At 59.7% G+C, this 17,304-nt stretch carries 14 protein-coding genes, 1 tRNA gene and 1 pseudogene; 8 read left to right on the top strand and 8 right to left on the bottom strand.

What is annotated here, in order from left to right; all coding sequences use genetic code 11:
- Positions 1 to 100: 100 nt before the first annotated feature.
- The 3 genes from HU743_RS19510 (at position 101) to HU743_RS19500 (ending at position 4,090) form a co-directional block, all read left to right on the top strand.
- Positions 101 to 616, top strand: a complete 516-nt coding sequence (locus HU743_RS19510) for a sigma-70 family RNA polymerase sigma factor (RefSeq protein WP_186650634.1) — start codon at positions 101 to 103, stop codon at positions 614 to 616.
- Positions 603 to 1,583, top strand: a complete 981-nt coding sequence (locus tag HU743_RS19505) for a FecR domain-containing protein (RefSeq protein WP_186650632.1) — start codon at positions 603 to 605, stop codon at positions 1,581 to 1,583. Before HU743_RS19510 ends, HU743_RS19505 begins: the two co-directional genes overlap by 14 nt.
- A 116-nt stretch (positions 1,584 to 1,699) precedes the next feature.
- Positions 1,700 to 4,090, top strand: a complete 2,391-nt coding sequence (locus HU743_RS19500; protein WP_186650630.1) for a TonB-dependent siderophore receptor — start codon at positions 1,700 to 1,702, stop codon at positions 4,088 to 4,090.
- A gap of 171 nt (positions 4,091 to 4,261) precedes the next feature.
- On the opposite strand, the gene HU743_RS19495 is transcribed toward HU743_RS19500, so the two are convergent.
- Positions 4,262 to 5,512 (bottom strand): MFS transporter, encoded by a 1,251-nt coding sequence (locus HU743_RS19495; RefSeq protein WP_186650628.1) that lies wholly within the window; start codon positions 5,510 to 5,512, stop codon positions 4,262 to 4,264.
- A 99-nt stretch (positions 5,513 to 5,611) separates the two neighbouring features.
- Here HU743_RS19495 and HU743_RS19490 point away from each other — a divergent pair, with 99 nt between their 5' ends.
- Positions 5,612 to 6,583, top strand: coding sequence for an AraC family transcriptional regulator (locus HU743_RS19490; protein WP_186650696.1), 972 nt, complete (start codon positions 5,612 to 5,614; stop codon positions 6,581 to 6,583).
- 188 nt (positions 6,584 to 6,771) lie between these two features.
- Here HU743_RS19490 and HU743_RS19485 read toward each other — a convergent pair whose 3' ends face one another.
- The gene (locus HU743_RS19485) at positions 6,772 to 7,671 is read right to left on the bottom strand and encodes an alpha/beta hydrolase (protein ID WP_186650626.1); all 900 of its coding nucleotides are present in this window, start codon (positions 7,669 to 7,671) and stop codon (positions 6,772 to 6,774) included.
- A 389-nt stretch (positions 7,672 to 8,060) separates the two neighbouring features.
- Positions 8,061 to 8,148: transfer RNA gene (locus tag HU743_RS19480), tRNA-Ser, on the bottom strand.
- 123 nt (positions 8,149 to 8,271) lie between these two features.
- Here HU743_RS19480 and HU743_RS19475 point away from each other — a divergent pair.
- Positions 8,272 to 8,943, top strand: coding sequence for a Bax inhibitor-1/YccA family protein (locus tag HU743_RS19475; protein ID WP_042609827.1), 672 nt, complete (start codon positions 8,272 to 8,274; stop codon positions 8,941 to 8,943).
- Between the two features lie 69 nt (positions 8,944 to 9,012).
- Here the strand turns inward: HU743_RS19475 and HU743_RS19470 are convergent, their stop codons facing one another.
- On the bottom strand, positions 9,013 to 9,450 hold the full coding sequence (locus HU743_RS19470) for an Lrp/AsnC family transcriptional regulator (protein ID WP_007915449.1): 438 nt from the start codon (positions 9,448 to 9,450) through the stop codon (positions 9,013 to 9,015).
- 148 nt (positions 9,451 to 9,598) lie between these two features.
- Between HU743_RS19470 and HU743_RS19465 the strand changes: the two genes are divergently transcribed.
- A complete protein-coding gene (locus HU743_RS19465; RefSeq protein ID WP_186650624.1) occupies positions 9,599 to 10,492 on the top strand; it encodes a DMT family transporter in 894 nt (297 codons plus the stop codon).
- Between the two features lie 3 nt (positions 10,493 to 10,495).
- Here HU743_RS19465 and HU743_RS19460 read toward each other — a convergent pair whose 3' ends face one another.
- The 4 genes from HU743_RS19460 to HU743_RS19445 form a co-directional block, all read right to left on the bottom strand.
- Complete coding sequence (locus HU743_RS19460) at positions 10,496 to 11,545, bottom strand: FUSC family protein (RefSeq protein ID WP_186650694.1); 1,050 nt, start codon at positions 11,543 to 11,545, stop codon at positions 10,496 to 10,498.
- A 50-nt stretch (positions 11,546 to 11,595) separates the two neighbouring features.
- Positions 11,596 to 12,555, bottom strand: coding sequence for a biotin/lipoyl-binding protein (locus HU743_RS19455; protein ID WP_186650622.1), 960 nt, complete (start codon positions 12,553 to 12,555; stop codon positions 11,596 to 11,598).
- 3 nt (positions 12,556 to 12,558) lie between these two features.
- Complete coding sequence (locus tag HU743_RS19450; protein ID WP_186650620.1) at positions 12,559 to 12,924, bottom strand: DUF3302 domain-containing protein; 366 nt, start codon at positions 12,922 to 12,924, stop codon at positions 12,559 to 12,561.
- Positions 12,925 to 13,027: 103 nt separating this feature from the next.
- Positions 13,028 to 14,653: an NADP-dependent glyceraldehyde-3-phosphate dehydrogenase gene (locus HU743_RS19445; RefSeq protein WP_186650618.1), complete on the bottom strand. Its 1,626-nt coding sequence runs from the start codon at positions 14,651 to 14,653 to the stop codon at positions 13,028 to 13,030.
- Positions 14,654 to 15,312: 659 nt separating this feature from the next.
- Between HU743_RS19445 and HU743_RS27375 the strand changes: the two are divergent.
- Together HU743_RS27375 and HU743_RS19435 are read left to right on the top strand one after the other, a co-directional pair.
- A pseudogene (locus HU743_RS27375) lies at positions 15,313 to 15,642 on the top strand (transposase); the annotation flags it as partial.
- A 56-nt stretch (positions 15,643 to 15,698) separates the two neighbouring features.
- Positions 15,699 to 17,297 (top strand): ShlB/FhaC/HecB family hemolysin secretion/activation protein, encoded by a 1,599-nt coding sequence (locus HU743_RS19435; RefSeq protein WP_186650616.1) that lies wholly within the window; start codon positions 15,699 to 15,701, stop codon positions 17,295 to 17,297.
- The last annotated feature ends 7 nt before the right edge of the window (positions 17,298 to 17,304 follow it).

The raw sequence follows: 17,304 nt of genomic DNA, 5'->3' as shown, positions 1-17,304 counted from the left end.
GTTCGGCCAAAAGCGGACACTGAGCTCCGCGTATTTACCTGAGACCCGTCGCGCGAGTAGAATGCGAGTAATTATCAGTTATGTACTTTCCGGGATTCCGATGCGCAGCGATGAAACACTAGGTACTGCAGATCTAGGGCTGCTCTATCGCACCCATCACTCGTGGTTACACGGCTGGCTAGTCCGACGCATTGGATGTCGTGATAACGCAGCAGATTTGGCGCAGGACACCTTCGTGCGTCTGCTCAAATCCCGCCAGGCCAGCCCCTTGCGCGAACCACGCGCCTATTTGAGCAGTATCGCCCGCGGACTGATGATCGATCAGTATCGTCGTCGCGAACTCGAACGTGCCTACCTGGAAAGCATCACGTTGCTGCCTCAACACGAGGTTCCCTCGGAAGAGAGCCGGCTGATGATTCTTGATGCGCTCGAGCGCATAGACCGCATGCTCGGTTCGCTTAAACCGAGAGTTCGCCAGGCGTTTTTATTGGCCCGACTCGACGGCCTGACGTGCGCGCAAATAGCCGAAAAGCTGGGTGTTTCCCGCGCGACGGTGGAGCGCGACCTCGCCACGGCCCTGCAACACTGCTATCGCGTGCGTTATGTCGAGTCGTGAGCCGCAGGCGCCAGATCCGGCGATTGTCGAGCAGGCGATCCAATGGCTGGTGCGCCTTCGCTTCAATCAAGCCGATGAACAGACACAGCGCACTTTTGAGCACTGGCTGCAGCAGCACCCGGAGCATGGGTTGGCGTGGCAGCGTGTGGAAACGCTTGGGGATGAACTCGCAGGCGTGCCAGCTCAGCTGGCCCGACAAACCCTTAACGGCACCCATCAAGGAATGCGACGGCGGGAAAGCCTGAAGCTACTGGGCCTATTGGCGACTGTTGGCACGGCAGCCTGGCTCGGCCGGGACTACACGCCCGTACCCGCCATGCTTGCGCAACAGCGCAGCAGCACCGGCGAGCAACGACGCTTCCAGCTCGATGATGGCAGCCTTGTCCAGCTCAATAGCGATAGCGCCGTCGACAGCGATTTCGACGCCCAGCGACGCCTGATCATTCTGCGACGTGGTGAAATCATCGTGAATGTCGGTGCGGATCAACACTCGCCTCAAGCGCGACCGTTCTGGGTGCAATCACGTGACGGGATCATGCGTGCTCAGAGTTCCCGCTTTCTGGTCCGCGAGCGTGACGATGGCACTCTCATCGCGGCTCAGCAAGGATCGGTCACGGTTTTCCCCGGCTCCAGCCAAACGGCTGCGAGTCCCAGCGTCCAGGCGGGAAATCAGCTGCTGTTCACATCAAGTGGTGCCCGAATGCTTGGGGACAATGGCCTTGATTTGTGGAGTTGGGGGGACGGAGTAATCAGTGCGCGCAATATGCGCCTCAGTGATTTCATCGCGGAGTTGTCGCGTTATCGTCCCGGGATACTGCGCTGCGCCGACGAAGTCGCTGATCGTCGCGTTTCCGGCACCTTCCAGCTCGCCGACAATGATCAGGTCCTGGCATTGATCGCGCAGTCACTGCGCTTGCACATTGATTACCGGACCCGTTACTGGGTGACCCTGACCGCTGCCACCTGAATCCATCAGAACGTGTGCACCCTGAAAAATAATGAGGTGGTTTCTCATTCTCGTTCGACCTCTAAGGAAGGCCGGAATACAGGCCAGTTGCCGATGTCCTTTCTTGGAGCGAGAAAATGAGTTCGTCCCCTGTTTCACAGCGCCATCCATTAAATCGTGCCTTGCACGGCGCGATTCTAGGTTTGATCGTGAGCAGCTACGCATTGCCATCGCTGGCGCAAACCTCAGGCGCTGACCACAGCAATCAAGTCAAGCAGTGGAACATCGCAGCCGGCCCACTGGCGCCGGCGCTTGACCGCTTTGCGCGCGAGGCGGGCATCAGTCTTTCCTTCGACGCATCGAGTGTAATGAACCGCACCACGGCCGGCGTGAATGGCACGCTCGATACGTCGGCAGCGCTGTCATCGTTGCTACAGGGAAGCGAACTGCAGGTCGAACAGCAAGGCCCGAATGCTTACCTGCTGGTCCCTCAAGCAAAGTCCGCCGGCCCGCTGGAGCTCGACGCAACGGCCGTCGAGGACTATCGCCTTGCTCCCCTCATCATCAATGCCAAGGTCAGGGTCAGCGCCGACGACGACGCCAACTCGGTGGTCGCCAAGGAGCTTTGGGTTGGCGGCAAAGTGGCAACCAGCATTCTCAATACACCGGCATCGGTATCAGTTGTTACCAACAAGGAAATGCAACAGCGCAGCGTCAGCACCACGGAGGAGGCGCTGCAATACACGCCGGGCGTGGTCAGTGACTTCTATGGCACGGATGACCGCAACGACTATTTCCAGATCCGCGGCTTCCAGGCCACCACCTACCGTGACGGCTTGACCCTGAGTTCGATGCGCGGCGTACGCGAAGATCCATTCGCTTATGAGCGCATCGAGATTCTGCGGGGCGCCAACTCCACGCTGTTTGGCCCCGCGGACCCGGGCGGCTCGGTGAATTTCGTGACCAAACAGCCGCGCTTCGAGCAGTTTGGCCAAGGCTATGTGACCTACGGTTCGTTTGACCATGTCGAGACAGGCATCGATGTGGGGGACGCACTGAACGACGAGAAAACCCTGGCTGGCCGCTTTACTGCCAAAGGTCAAAACAGCGATCGCGAGTACGATCACTCACAGGACGACAACCAGTTGTTTATGGGGGGCCTGACCTGGGCACCGACGGATTACACGTCCGCCACCGTGATTCTGGACTATCTGAAAACTGAAAGTTCGCCCAACAGCGGCGGTTATCCGCTGGATAAAGAGTACGACCGCAGCAAGTTTTATGGCGAGCCCAGCTACAACTTCCACGATGTCGAGCGCACCAGCCTCAGCGGTAACGTCACCCATGATTTCGACAACGGCTTCGTACTGCGCAGCAATCTGCGTTACAGCAAGTTGACCGATGATTTTGGCTACGTTTATATCAGCGACAGCGCCGCACGTGTCGGTACTAGCGTTGACCGGTACCTGTTTGGAACAGACACTGAAGCCGACCAGTTCAACGGCAATCTGATGCTGCAATACGATGCGCGTTTCGAGAACATCGACAGCAGCAGCCTGGTGGGCGTGGAGTACCTCGATTCGACCACCAAGGAAAGCTCGGTCTACGCCCTGACGGCCCCGATTGACATTGCAAACCCCGTGTTTACGGGCGTTTCTCGCTCAATCACGCCGTATGCGGTCAACAAGCGAGACGCGACCACCAAGGCTGTATTCCTTCAGCAGAACCTGTCGTTCTACGAGCGGTTCATCGTCACCGGGGGGGTGCGCAACGACTCGATGGACCTTACCAGCAAAGGTTTGCAGTCCACTGAGAAAGACACCTTCTCCGAAACCTCCTACCGAGGTGCGTTGACCTATATCGTCAACGATGAGGTGTCCACCTATGTGAGCATGGTCGAATCCGTATCGCCGCCGCAGGTTGGCGTAACACCGCAGACGGGCAGGCAGTACGAAGTGGGCGTGAAGTATGCGCCGATGGGGATGGACGCCCTGTTTTCCGCCGCCGTTTACGACCTGACCCAGGAAAACGTGACCATCGCCGTGGTGCTGCCGAGCGGCATCATTGAGCAACAGACAGTGGGCGAGTCGCGGGCGCGTGGCCTCGACCTGGAGGCCAAGGCGCAAGTGACGCAGAACCTCAGCCTGATCGGTGGCTATTCCTATATGGAGTCCGAGGTACTGCGCGGTTCGTTGTACGACGGCACTTCTTTGAAGGGTAATGAGTTCTCCACGGCGCCCAAGCATTCCGCGTCGCTCTGGAGTTATTACGACGTGCCCGGCACTGACGTCAGCGTTGGCCTGGGGGCGCGCTACGTCGGCTCTTATTACTTCGATGCAGCCAACTCCGGCAAAAGCGATGGCACCACGCTGTTCGACGCCGCCTTCAACTACAAGATCGCCAAGGGCACCGACCTTGCGGTGAACGTCAGCAACTTGCTGGATGAGCAACACGTGGTCGGTTCCGGCACCGCGAACTTCTACAACCCGGGTCGCGAGATTACCGCCAAAGTGAGTTACAACTGGTAAGCAGGCGTCGAGGACTTTTTCCCATACAGGAAGCGGTGCCCGCTTTAGGGCGGGCACCGTTAACCTGGCCAGCAATCGGCGAGGTGAAAGCAAGGGCGATGGGTTTCATCGTTGCGCGCGCTTTCGGCCATAAGCTGCCATTCGCTGACCCCGAACAAGTCACCATACATCTTATAGATGCAGAACCGGGGCGCCCCCTGCGCCGTGCCTTGGCGCTTCGACCTTGACTCGCATCCCGATCAACAGCGCTGCGAGCAGCATCAGGATGCCAGCGGCGACAAATACGCCTGCGATGCCGCTGACACTGAACATAGCGCCCCCGGCAGCAGCACCCGCAGCGATCGCAGACTGCACCGAGGCCACTACCATTCCTCCCGCACTTTCCGCCTGATCTGGCACCGACCGGGCTACCCAGTTTGACCACGCCACTGGTACACCGCCGAAAGCCATGCCCCAGAGTGCCAACAACAACGCCTGACACGGCACAGAAGCAGGCAGCAACACCAGGGCTAAAGCTGCAACACCGACCAGCGCAGGCATCATTACCATCGTCCCGCGCGGGCTGCGTTCAAGTAGCCAGCCAGCCAGCAGCGTGCCGACGAAATTAGCCGCGCCGAAACCCAGCAGCATCAACGCCAACCCTTCTGCCCCTACGCCGGTTGTGCTTTCCAGAAACGGCCGGATGTAGGTGAACAACGCGAAGTGCCCTGTGTGCACCAGCACGCAACCCAGCATGCCCACGGCAATGCCCGGACGCAGCAGCACTTCAAGCACCGTTCTCAACCGCGCCGTCCTGCGCGGTGCCAAAGGCGGCAGCGTGAAAAGCTGAAAAACCAGCGTCACTACCCCGACGGCGGCGGCGGCCACAAAAGCACTGCGCCAGCCATACAGCCCGCCCAAATAGCTGCCGAGCGGCACCGCCACCACAGTGCCCACTGCAATACCGCTGAAAATAATCGACAGGGCTCGTGGCAGCAGCGCCGCCGGCACCAGGCGCATCGCCACTGCCGCCGCCATGCTCCAGAAGCCGCCCAGTGCGATGCCCAGCAAAATCCGCATGATCAATAGCACCATCAGGCTGGAGGAGAAAGCCACCAGCAAGTTAGAGGCAATCATCAGCGTGGAAAAACACAGCAATACCACTCGCCGGTCGATCCCTCGCGTCAAGCCTGGCACCAGTAGTCCGGAGAACAGGGCCACTACCGCCGTCACTGTCACCGCCTGCCCCGCCAAGGCCTCCGACACCCCCAATTCACCGGCCATCGGCGTCAGCAAGCTGGCCGGAAGGTACTCCGCCGTCAACAATCCAAACACGCCCATCGCCAGCGAGAATACCGCCATCCAGGCCGGCATCGCTGGCTCGACATCAGTCTCATTGCCAAAGCGCGCATCAGCTACAACGTCACACACCCCATTACTCATCATTAAATACCTCTGGAAATTATCTCAACCAGAAGTCTATGGACGCAGACCAGGATGTTCTATGATGCAAAGTCTTTAGTTTTTGACCGAAACCCCGAAATGACACCTCTAAATCAGTTCGCCTTATCGTCCGATCTCATCAGCGAACTATTACGCGGTATGCGCCTGCGGGGCGTCGAGTACCATCGCATCCAGGCCGGACCCTCCTTCGGGCTGGGTTTTGCTGCCAAACCGGGACACGCTTACTTCCACTTCCTCGCCGTCGGCACAGCCGTCCTGCGTGCGCAGAACGGCTCTTTGTACGAGTTGTCGGCCGGCAACGCCGTGTTCATGGCCCAGGGTGAAGCCCATCAGCTTCTCTCAAGCCAGGACGTACCCGCCCATGACATCGGCAGCTTCGACGCGGCCCCACTCAGCGAGGCGGTCTGCGCGGTGGATGCTTCCCCTGGTGCCGAAGTCAGCCCCAGCACCCTTATCTTTAGCGGCTGCATGGAGTTCGAACTCGGAAGCATGCAAGGCCTCGGCGGGTTGATGCCAGATCTGATGCTGATTGATGCCAGGGGGCAGCGTTACCCTGGGCTTATGCCAATTCTCGCGACCATGGAGCACGAAGTTCGCTCCGCACGCATCGGCTTCGCAGGCATCCTCGCTCGTCTCGCCGACGTAGTGGCAGCGATGATCGTCCGTGGCTGGGTTGAATGCGCCTGCGGCAACGCCTCTGGCCTGGTGGCCGCGTTACGAGACCCCAGGCTGGCCCGCGCGCTCCTGGCCTTGCATCGGGAGCCGGCGCGTGACTGGACGGTAGCGGGACTGGCTGCGCAATGTAACACCTCTCGCTCGGTCTTCGCGGAACGCTTCCAGGCCACTATCGGCATCCCCCCGCTGCGCTATGTGACTGAACTGCGGATGCGCCTCGCCAATCAATGGCTAAGTCTCGAGCGACTGCCTATTGAGGCCGTGGCGCAGCGCCTGGGCTACACCTCTCAGGCAGCCTTCAGCCGCGCCTTCAAGCGCATCACCGGACAGCCACCCGGCGCCAGCCGGCAAATGGCTCGTTCTATTGCACCCTGAAGAACGAAGACGTGGAGTGTGCATTGACACTTGTATCGATCTGGTAATCCCCGATGTGTAGAAAAGGGGACTGATTTATTTTCTGAGAAATAAATCTGAGAAATAAATCAGTCCCCTTTTGTTTTAGAGCGGCAACGAATCCTGTGCCCTTTAACGCTGATTCATCGCTCTAGATACCCCACCGTCGCTCACCGGTTCAGGAACTTGATGACAGCACTGGCGAACAGTTCTGGCTGATCAAGCATGATGAAGTGAAAACTGCCGTCAATGCGCCTGAAGCTGATATTTGGGGTCGAGGCATAGGCGTTATGGAACATTGCATCAATGTGGGATGCCTCTACGCCGTAAAGCAGGTCGTAGGCATAGACGACCTCGACAGGCACCTTGATGCGTTCAAGCTCAGGCCGGAGGTCGGTGACCATCAGTTCATACATGGCATCGGCCATCGTCTTTCGGTCCGAGTTCATCCCAGCTGCGACCAGGCCTGGCCTGACCGCTTCAGTTTTAGCGAGACGGGCGATGGCGGCCTGCTGCATGGCGTGCGCCTGCTCAGGCGTTGCCGCCAACATTGCATCGCGCATCGCAGCAGCATGCGGGGTCGCCGTTTCACTGGTCGCGGACGGGTAAAAGAGCAACGTATAGAAGGGCATCGCATCGACAATCATCAGGCGTCCCACTTGATCGGGATGACGCGCACCCAGCATCAGTGCCACCTCACCACCCAACGAATGACCGATGATCACCGGCGCCTCGATGCGCTGGCTGCGGAGGTATTCAGCGATCGCCTCGACCGTCGGCGCGACGACTCTCCCGTCTGGATTGGATACGGCAGGCGAGCCGGCAAAGCCAGCTACCTGCACGAGATGGAGACGGTGGCTGTGCCGTAATCCGGAGGCCAAATCAGCCCAGACTTCGTAGGACGACGCAAATCCTGGAATTAAGATGATATCTGTTCCCGAGCCTTGTACCAGCACTGAGATACCACCCTGGTTGACAGTGACTGGCGGCAGGGGTGCAGGCTGGGCTGGCGATGCAGACAACAGCGCCAACGTGGTGCCAATCCCGGCAAGAGTCACGCCTGCACGCATGGCGTTCTCCTTTTCGCGCAATGCGACGTGACATTTACAGTGTCACGGTCGCCGATCACACCGACGGGTAGGCCGCTTAGCGGGTTCATAGCCATTCCTTTGACCGAAAAAAGTATTGCCACTATACGGCGCACAAAGGCATCAGGAAACTCTCCCCGCCGGCAATCCTTGGCGTCCGCTTCGGGTCGAAAGCTGCCCATTTTCCGGAGTTAATGCAACGAATGCGCTTTGCTTGGATTGATTTGATCAACGCCAACGTAACGGTGCCGGAAGGGCAGGGTGGCGGAAATGGCTGAGAATGCGGAAGCGATCTTCGTGAGGGGAGCCGGTTTTCCTGAACGCCAGAAACGACAAAGCCCTGAATAATCAGGGCTTTGTCGGTACAAATATGGCGGAGGCGATGGGATTCGAACTCATGGACCTGTTACAGTCGACGGTTTTCAAGACCGTTGCCTTAAACCACTCGGCCACACCTCCGTTTGCGTTGCGGGCGCCATAATACCTGAATGAAACACACTGTCAAACTCTCTGCATGGCTTGTTACAGAGCGTCTGTTATGATCTTTGCATCTGAACGTTTCCAACCAACAGGAGTGTCGCCATGCGCGAACAGGATTACGCAGTTAATAACAGCGTGCAGGCTGAGCAGCTAGAGGTTAGCCGCGTCCTGCGCAACACTTACGGCCTGCTGGCTCTGACCCTCGCATTCAGCGGCGTGATGGCTTTCGTGGCGCAGCAGATGCGTGTCGGCTACCCGAATATCTTCGTGGTGCTGATCGGCTTCTACGGGCTGTTCTTCCTCACCAACAAACTCCGTGACTCCGCGTGGGGCCTGGTGTCGGCGTTTGCGCTGACCGGTTTCATGGGCTTCCTGCTCGGTCCGATTCTCAACCGTTACCTGGGCATGCAGGGCGGCGCCGAAGTGGTCAGCTCGGCTTTCGCCATGACCGCACTGGTATTCGGTGGTCTGTCGGCCTACGTGCTGATCTCCCGCAAGGACATGAGCTTCCTCAGCGGCTTCATCACCGCCGGGTTCTTCGTGTTACTGGGCGCGGTCGTCGCAAGCTTCTTCTTCCAGATCAGCGGTCTGCAACTGGCGATCAGCGCCGGCTTCGTGCTGTTCTCGTCGGTCTGCATTCTGTTCCAGACCAGCGCGATCATCCACGGCGGCGAACGCAACTACATCATGGCGACCATCAGCCTGTATGTATCGATCTACAACCTGTTCGTCAGCCTGCTGCAACTGTTTGGCATCATGAGCCGCGACGACTGATCGCAGCCACGCAACAACGGAAAAACCCGCTTCGGCGGGTTTTTTCTTGTCCGCAAAAAAGTGCCTCGGCTACGCCATCGGCGGCAAACGACGTTTGACCGGGGTTTTCTTGACGATGGCGGTGTTGGTTTCCGCCAGGGTATTGAGGCGGTCGAGGAGGGTGTCGAGCTGTTCCATCGAACGCACATGCAGGCGCGCGATGAAGCAATCTTCGCCGGTGACCTTGTCGCATTCGGTAAATTCGGGGATCGACAGGATCTGCCGTTCGACCTCCTGCAACTGCCCCGGCAGCGGCCGCACTCGGACGATTGCCTGCAACTGATAGCCGAAGCACTTTGGATCGATCTCCACCGTGTAGCCCTTGAGCACGCCGCGTTCTTCCAGACGGCGCAAGCGTTCGGCAACGCTCGGCGAAGACAAACCGCTTATCTGCGCCAGTGCTTTGAGCGAGCGCCGCGAATCTTCCATCAGCGCGCTGATGAGAATCTGATCAATATCATCAGTCATGAGCAACTCCGGCATTAGGCGTTTGTTAAAAAACACCCGCGATAAAAAAGGTGAAGCGCAAGTTTAGCCTTGTTTATGCGCTGGAGAAGCCCCGCGCGCGCCGGGCATACTTTTGCCATGTTTTCGCCACAGGCTCAGGAGATAAAAGATGGACAAGACACTCCGTCGCGGTTCGCTGGAAATGACCGCTGCCATGCTGATATCCGGGACGATCGGCTGGTTTGTGCTGGTCTCCGGGCAACCGGTACTCGACGTGGTGTTCTGGCGTTGCGTGTTCGGCGCCGGGACGTTGTTGCTGATTTGCGCGGCGTTCGGCTTTCTGCGCCCGGGCATTCTGACCCGTACCACGTTTCTGCTGGCGGTGCTCAGCGGCATGGCGATTGTCGGCAACTGGGTGTTGTTGTTTGCCTCGTACTCCAAAGCCTCTATCGCGATCGGCACGGCGGTCTACAACGTACAGCCGTTTATGCTGGTAGGGCTGGCGGCGCTGTTTCTGGGGGAAAAAATCACTCTGCAGAAGCTGTTCTGGCTGGTGATTTCGTTCATGGGCATGCTGGCGATTGTCAGCGCTCACGGCACTCAAGGTGAGAGCGGCAACGATTATCTGACGGGTATCGCCCTGGCATTGGGCGCGGCGCTGCTCTATGCGATTGCGGCGCTGATCATCAAGCGCCTGACGGGCACGCCGCCTCATCTGATTGCACTGATTCAAGTATGCACCGGGGTGCTGTTGCTGGCGCCGTTTGCGCATTTCAGCGCATTGCCGCAAGCGCCGAGTGCCTGGGCCAGTCTGATCACGCTGGGGATCGTGCACACCGGCCTGATGTATGTCTTGCTCTACGGCGCGATTCAGAAATTGCCAACCGCGTTGACCGGCGCGCTGTCATTCATCTACCCGATTGCCGCGATCTTTGTTGACTGGTTCGCCTTCGGTCATCGCCTCGAAACCCTGCAATGGCTCGGCGTCGCCGCGATTCTGCTGGCCGCGGCGGGTATGCAACAGGGCTGGGGCCTGAAGACGCGGCGCCTGGCTGCGCAATGACGGTCAGATGTTCCAGCGCGGTGCGGTCACGGCCAGGCGCTGGCGCAGTTCGCTGACATTCGCCGCCAATTGGCGGGTCAGTAACCGGTAACCGTCCAGCGTGTTGTCAACCGGTGCATCCAGATGGACCTGCAGCAGTTCCACAGGCCGATCCAGACGCTGGGTCGCGCCGCTTTTCAAGGCGCGGGCCATGCCGATCAGTTGCACGCGAATCTGCCGATGCTCGGCCTTCAACGCGGTTTGCAAATGGGCCATGGCGTGCGCATCGCTGGCGTTCGGGCGGATGTTGCCGAGGATCTCCAGGGTGCTGATGCACATGCGCAGGTTGCGCTGGATCGCATCGAGTTCGGTCATGGAAATTTTCACTTCCTTGGACACTGACGGCATCAGCGAGCGCAGTTGCACCATCACCGCGCCGAGGCGGCTCATCAGCTTCACGTGCTCGTCGGCACTGACCGGTTGGCCGCTGATGATGCGCCCGTACACCGTGGCGCAGTCGCGCAGGGCATCAGCGAGGTTGTAGCGCCACGAGTACACCGCATACAGCGGCAAGGCAAACGAGAAGGCGAGGGCGAGGGCGATGCCGATCAGGATATCGACGCCGCGCCACAAACCATCGGTGATCGGGTTGTCGCCGTGTCCGGCCACGATAAACACGGTAATGGCTGAAAGTAGCGCGGTGTAGCCGCCCTTGCCAATGGCGTGATAGGAAAAGAACCCGCAGACCACAGCCATCGAGAAATAGGTCAGCCAGGGCATGCCGAGCCACGCGTGCTGGGCTACCAGAGCCAACCCGACTCCGGCACCGATCAACGTGCCAATGGCTCGCTCGGCGGCTTTTTTGCCGATATTTCCGTGATGCTGCAAGCCGCCGATCACCACCAGCATGGTCACCGAAGCCCATTCACCGTGGGGCAGGTTGATGCCGGTGGTCAACAGAATCGTCGCCAGCAACCCCAGCGCCACCCGCACCGCATGTATCAGACGGGCGTGGCGATAGCGCCGAAACGGATCGAGCAACGGCCGCAGGACGCGGCGTAAAAGCGGTGGCAGTCGATGGGTGCGGAAAGTGCTCAGTGCGAACCTCGCTTTCAAACCTGCAATCAATGGAAAGGGAAAATGTAATTCATCCATGCCGACATGCGCAGCAGGATTTTGCGCATCGCGCCGATGTGATGAAAGTGCTGGCTGTACAGCGCCGCCTGCCCGTAAGCGCCTCCCGGCATGAGTTGGCTGTATTGGGCGAAGTTGGGGTCGGTGATTTCGATGATCACCGGCACCCGCCCGGCCGGCGGGGAACCGGTATAGCCGATCAGCGTGCCGGAAGGCTGCACCTGGCCTTCGGCGATCACCCCAATGACATTTTTTACCCGACCGGCGAAGACCTTGCCGGGAATGCCATCGAACGCAACTTCGGCTTCATCGCCGACGGTCAGGCGCAACAGGCTGTTCTGGCGCATCCACGCAGCGAAATACTGGCCTTCCTGCGGAATAAACACCATCGAGGGGCGCAACGGCAGCTTGCTCGCCATCATGCCCGGGCGCAGCGACACATGGGTCACGAAGCCCTTGCTTGGCGCGCGCACCACGGTGTTGTCGAGTTCAAACTGGGCGTTGTCCAACTGCGCTTGCAGATCATCGGTGCGCGCGATGGCGGCATCCAGTTCGCGTTGAGTGCCGAAGTTGCGGCGGATCAGTTCGGTGATGCGATAACGATCGCCTTTGGCCGCGATCAATTGTGCCTTGAGCGATTTCACCCGGTTTTCAAAAGGCGTCGGGTCGATGCGAAACAGCACATCACCTTTTTCCAGGGGTTCGTTGCCCTGTACCGGCACCTCGATGACCTGGCCGCTGATAATCGGAATCACCGGCACCGAGACGAAATACGAGCGCGCCACCTCAGAGTACGGGTGGTTGTAGTTCATCGTAAAAATCAGCGCGCCGACCAGCACAATGCCACCGAGCACCGCCGTGGGCACGGTCCATTTGTTCAGCGGAATGCGAAAAATCTTGAACAGCGCGACGCAGAAAGCGGCATAGGTCAGGACAAGGAGAAGATCCATGGTTCAGATCCCCTCGCCGTGTGGACGGGCGGGCGGTTCAGTTCCGGGAGAGCGGGTTTCCAGTTTCTCCAACCGGGTTTGCAGTTGCAGCACTTGCTGTTCCAGGCGCAGCACATGGCTCTGCACCGACTTGCCGTCGCCGAAGCCCCAGCCGCGATCTTCTCGATAGGCCATCGCCCAGATCCACAGGAACGGCCAGAGCGCATGCAAGGTGAACAGACTGACCCAGCCGGTGGCATGGATCGCATCCTGGTGCGGATGCTTGCGGTGAACGGCGATCTCGTACGGAATGTCATGCAACACGATGATCCCGTAAAACAGCACGAGACCGACGAACACCAACAAACCCAACGCGAAGTAGTCGAGCATCATCGCCTCCCGGCATCCAGCAGTGCTGGCCTCAGTGTAGACACTGGTTTTACCGGGAGCGGTGTGTTTCAGGCGGGAATTTTCAATCCTGCCGGTTTGCCGGTCAGAAGATGTAGTCGGTGGTCAGGAAGCTCGAATCGCGCCCGCGAATGATCTCGCTGATCAGGTCCTTGTTGCTCTCCTGGAATTTCGTCGCCACCAGCGTACGGATTGAAAACACGCGCAACGCATCGTGCACCGAAAGCGTACCTTCGGCGGAGTTTTTGCGGCCGTTGAACGGGTAGGTGTCCGGGCCGCGCTGGCACTGCGCGTTGAGGTTGATTCGTCCGACCTGATTGGCGAAGGTGTCGACCAGACGGCCGACGGCCACCGGGTTGGTGCCAAAGATACTCAGCTGTTGACCGAAGTCCGACTCCAGCACGTAATCGATCACGGTATCGAGGTGACGGTACGGCACGATCGGCACCACCGGGCCGAACTGCTCTTCCTGGTAGACACGCATCTGCGGCGTGACCGGATAGAGCACTGCCGGGTAGAAGAACGAAGCCCGGGATGCACCACCATTCGGGTTGACCACCTGCGCGCCCTTGCTTTGCGCGTCGGCGACCAGCGCGTGCAGGTAATCGACCTTGCCCGATTCCGGCAGCGGCGTCAGCGACACACCGCTGTCCCATGGCATGCCCGGTTTCAGCGTGGCCAGGCGGGCGTTGAATTTTTCGATGAAGCGATCGACCACGTCTTCATGAACAAAGAGGATTTTCAGCGCGGTGCAGCGCTGGCCGTTGAACGACAACGAGCCGGTCACCGCTTCGCTGACTGCGTTATCCAGATCGACCTCCGGCAGCACGATGCCAGGGTTCTTCGCATCCAGGCCAAGGGCAGCACGCAAGCGGTGCGGTTTGGGGTGCAGTTTTTTCAGGTCGCTGGCGGCCTTGTTGGTGCCGATGAAGGCGAAGATGTCGATCTTGCCGCTGGCCATCAGCGCGCTGACGGTCTCGCGGCCGCTGCCGTAGATCACGTTGATCACGCCAGTGGGGAAGCTGTCGCGGAACGCTTCGAGCAGCGGGCGAATCAGCAAAACGCCGAGCTTGGCCGGTTTGAACACCACGGTGTTGCCCATGATCAGCGCCGGGATCAGCGTGGTGAACGTCTCGTTCAGCGGATAGTTGTAAGGGCCCATGCACAGGGCGACGCCGAGCGGCACGCGGCGGATCTGGCCGAGGGTGTCCTGTTCCAGTTCGAAACGGCTGGAGCGGCGGTCGAGTTCTTTCAGGGCATTGATGGTGTCGACGATGTAATCGCAGGTGCGGTCGAACTCTTTTTCCGAGTCCTTGAGATTTTTGCCGATCTCCCACATCAGCAGCTTTACCACCGCTTCGCGCTGCTCGCGCATACGGCTGAGGAAAGCTTCGACATGCTGGATGCGCTCGGCGACGCGCATGGTTGGCCACAAGCCCTGGCCCCGGTCATAGGCGCGCACTGCAGCGTCGAGGGCGGTGAGGGCGGTGTCGGCATCCAGCAGCGGCGTGCTGCCGAGAATCACTTGTTCGTCGCCGTTGGCGCCTTGCAAATACACCGGGCTGCGCACTTGCGCGAGCGGGCCGTCCCAGCGGCGCAACTCACCGTCGACCAGGTATTCGCGCTGCTCAAGCTGCGCATCGAGGCGGTATTTTTCCGGGATGTCGCTGACTGAAGGGAACAGGTTGCCAAGGATGTTTGCTGTGGTCATGTCGCTACCCCGTGTTGATTTGCGCATGTAGATCAAAAAGTCTCTACAGGTTATACGCCTGAATGCCTGTGGATTTAACCCCGCAAATGTCATGTGAATGTCACGCAGAGGTGCAGAACAGAAGGGCAGGTGCAACGCCGATCCCCTGTAGGAGTGAGCCTGCTCGCGATAGCGTCAGGTCAGCCAACTCCTTTTTGACGGACACACCGCCATCGGGAGCAGGCTCACTCCCACAGGGTTTTTGCGTGGCGTGTAATGAAGCTTTTATGACAAAAGTTCGGTAGCACATAGCCAGTCCGGTCATGCCTGTGTAACGCGCTTGAGGGGCCCAACGGGGCGCTTTTCACAAGCCGAGGCGGGACGCCGGGAGTGAGGCAGTGGGGACTATGGAACGCTACTCGAAAGTGGGCATGCAGGAGCTTGATCAACGCCTGTCGAAGATCGTCGAAGCCGCGCGCAAGAAGCCGGTTTCGGTGTATCGCTACGGCGCGCCGTGGGTCTGGATCGTCTCGCAGGATGACTGGCAAGGCGCCTTGAAGGAAGTGTCGAGCTACATTCCGCCGGGGCATTCGCTGGTCTTGTTGCGCCCGCAGATCGACGACCTGCTCGACGCCCACCGCGACCTGCTGCACGACCTCAATGCCGAACCCGGCATGCTCATTCCCGCGCAAACGGTCATGCACATCCTGCTCCTGCAACTGCTGTATTCGGTGCCCAGTGAACAACAACTCTATGAGCAACTGAACTACAACCTGCTGTTCCGCTGGTTCGTCGGCCTGGGCCTGAACCAGAAAGTCTGGAGCTTCAACGCCCTCAGTCGCGACATCGCCACGCTGCTCAACGAGCCGCGGGCGGTGCTGCTCATTCAGAAAATCATCGGCGAAGTGTTCTGTGGTGCCTTGCTGCAAATGCCCGAGTTCTCCTTGAACTTCGCGCTCTTGCACACCTGGCTGGGCAAGCACGCCTGCGCGACAACGATCAGCAATTGACGCAACACACCGGGGCGACAAACGCCAACAGGTCATCGCGAATTTCAGGGGGTAGTGTGGAACGGATTTTCACGTCACGGCTGGCGCTGTGGGGCTGGTTGCTGGTGGCGGCGGGCGCGCAGCCGGCGTTGGCCGAGGAGGGCGCAGAAGCGCCGGCCGCTCCGCGTCTGGTCGACGTCAACGAATACTTCGTGCGCGGCAACACCGTGCTCGATGCGCGGGCCATCGAGGAAGCGGTGTACCCGTTCCTCGGCCCGCAAAAAGCCCTGAGCGACATTGAAGGCGCGCGCGACGCGTTGCAGAAGGCCTATCAGGAACGCGGCTATCAGTCGGTGTTCGTCGAGTTGCCCGAACAGGCTGTGGCCGATGGCATCGTCTACCTGCAAGTCAGCGAAACCAAGGTCGGTCGCGTGCGTGTGGTCGGCGCAAAACACTATTCGCCACTGGACATTCGCGACAACGTGCCGGCGCTGAAGGAGGGCGAGGTGCCGGACTTCGCCAAGGTTCAGGGCGAACTGGCGCAGCTCAACAAAACCCCCGGCCGCCAAGTCATGCCGCTGGTGCGCGAAGGTCAGCGCCCCGGCACCATGGATGTTGATTTGCAGGTCGAAGACCAGAACCCGTGGACCGCCAGCGTCGGCCTGAACAACGACTACAGCGCCGACACCGAAAAGCTGCGCACGGTCACCAGCCTCGGTTACAACAACCTCTGGCAACTGGGGCACAGCGTCAACCTGACGTTCTTCACCGCGCCGCAGGAAACCGACAATGCCAAGGTCTGGTCCGGTTCCTATACCGCGCCGTTGAGCGAGCGCTGGAGTGTGCAGTTCTCCGGTTATCAGTCCGACAGCAACGTCGCCACCATCGGCGGCAGCAACGTCCTCGGCAAGGGTCACAGCTACGGCGTCGCAGCGATCTACACGCTGCCCTCAAGCGGCAACTGGTCGAACTCGCTGTCGGCCGGCATCGACTTCAAGGACTTCGACGAGCGCCTGAGCCTGTCCGGCGAAAGCGACAAGGTGCCGCTGCAATACGCACCGTTCACCTTCGCCTACAACGGTTATCGCTACAGCGAAAAGAGCCAGCTCGGCCTTGGCCTGAGCCTCGTCGCAGCCACGCGCAGCGTCTTCGGCTACGGCAGCGACGATGAAGATTTCGACTACAAACGCTACCGCGCCAAGCCGAGTTTCGCCGTGCTCAAGGGCGACACGAATTACACCTGGACCTTCGACAGCGACTGGCAGAGCGCAAGCAAAGCCGCGTTTCAACTGGCCTCCGGTCCATTGGTTTCCAACGAACAATTCTCCGCCGGCGGCGCCACGTCGGTGCGCGGCTATCTGGCCGCCGAACGCACGGCGGACGACGGCTATCTGCTCAGCCAGGAACTGCGCACGCCGTCGCTGGCGAAGTACGCCGGCACCTGGATGCAGGACTGGCGCTTCTACGCCTTCGCCGAGGGCGCGCAACTGTACCTGCGCGACGAACTGCCGGATCAGGACGCCAATTACGCCCTCGCCAGTGTCGGCCTCGGCACCCGCGCCAGCCTCAGCAAATGGCTGTCCGGCAGCCTCGACTGGGGCTATCCGCTACTCGAAGGGCCGAACACCTCGAAACAGGAATCGCGCCTGCACTTCAACCTTCAAGCCACTTTCTAACGGAGCA

This window comes from Pseudomonas sp. SWRI99 (genome assembly GCF_014270125.1).
GTDB classification, from domain to species: Bacteria; Pseudomonadota; Gammaproteobacteria; order Pseudomonadales; family Pseudomonadaceae; genus Aquipseudomonas; species Aquipseudomonas hamedanensis.
This window is presented reverse-complemented; position numbering and strand designations above follow the sequence as displayed.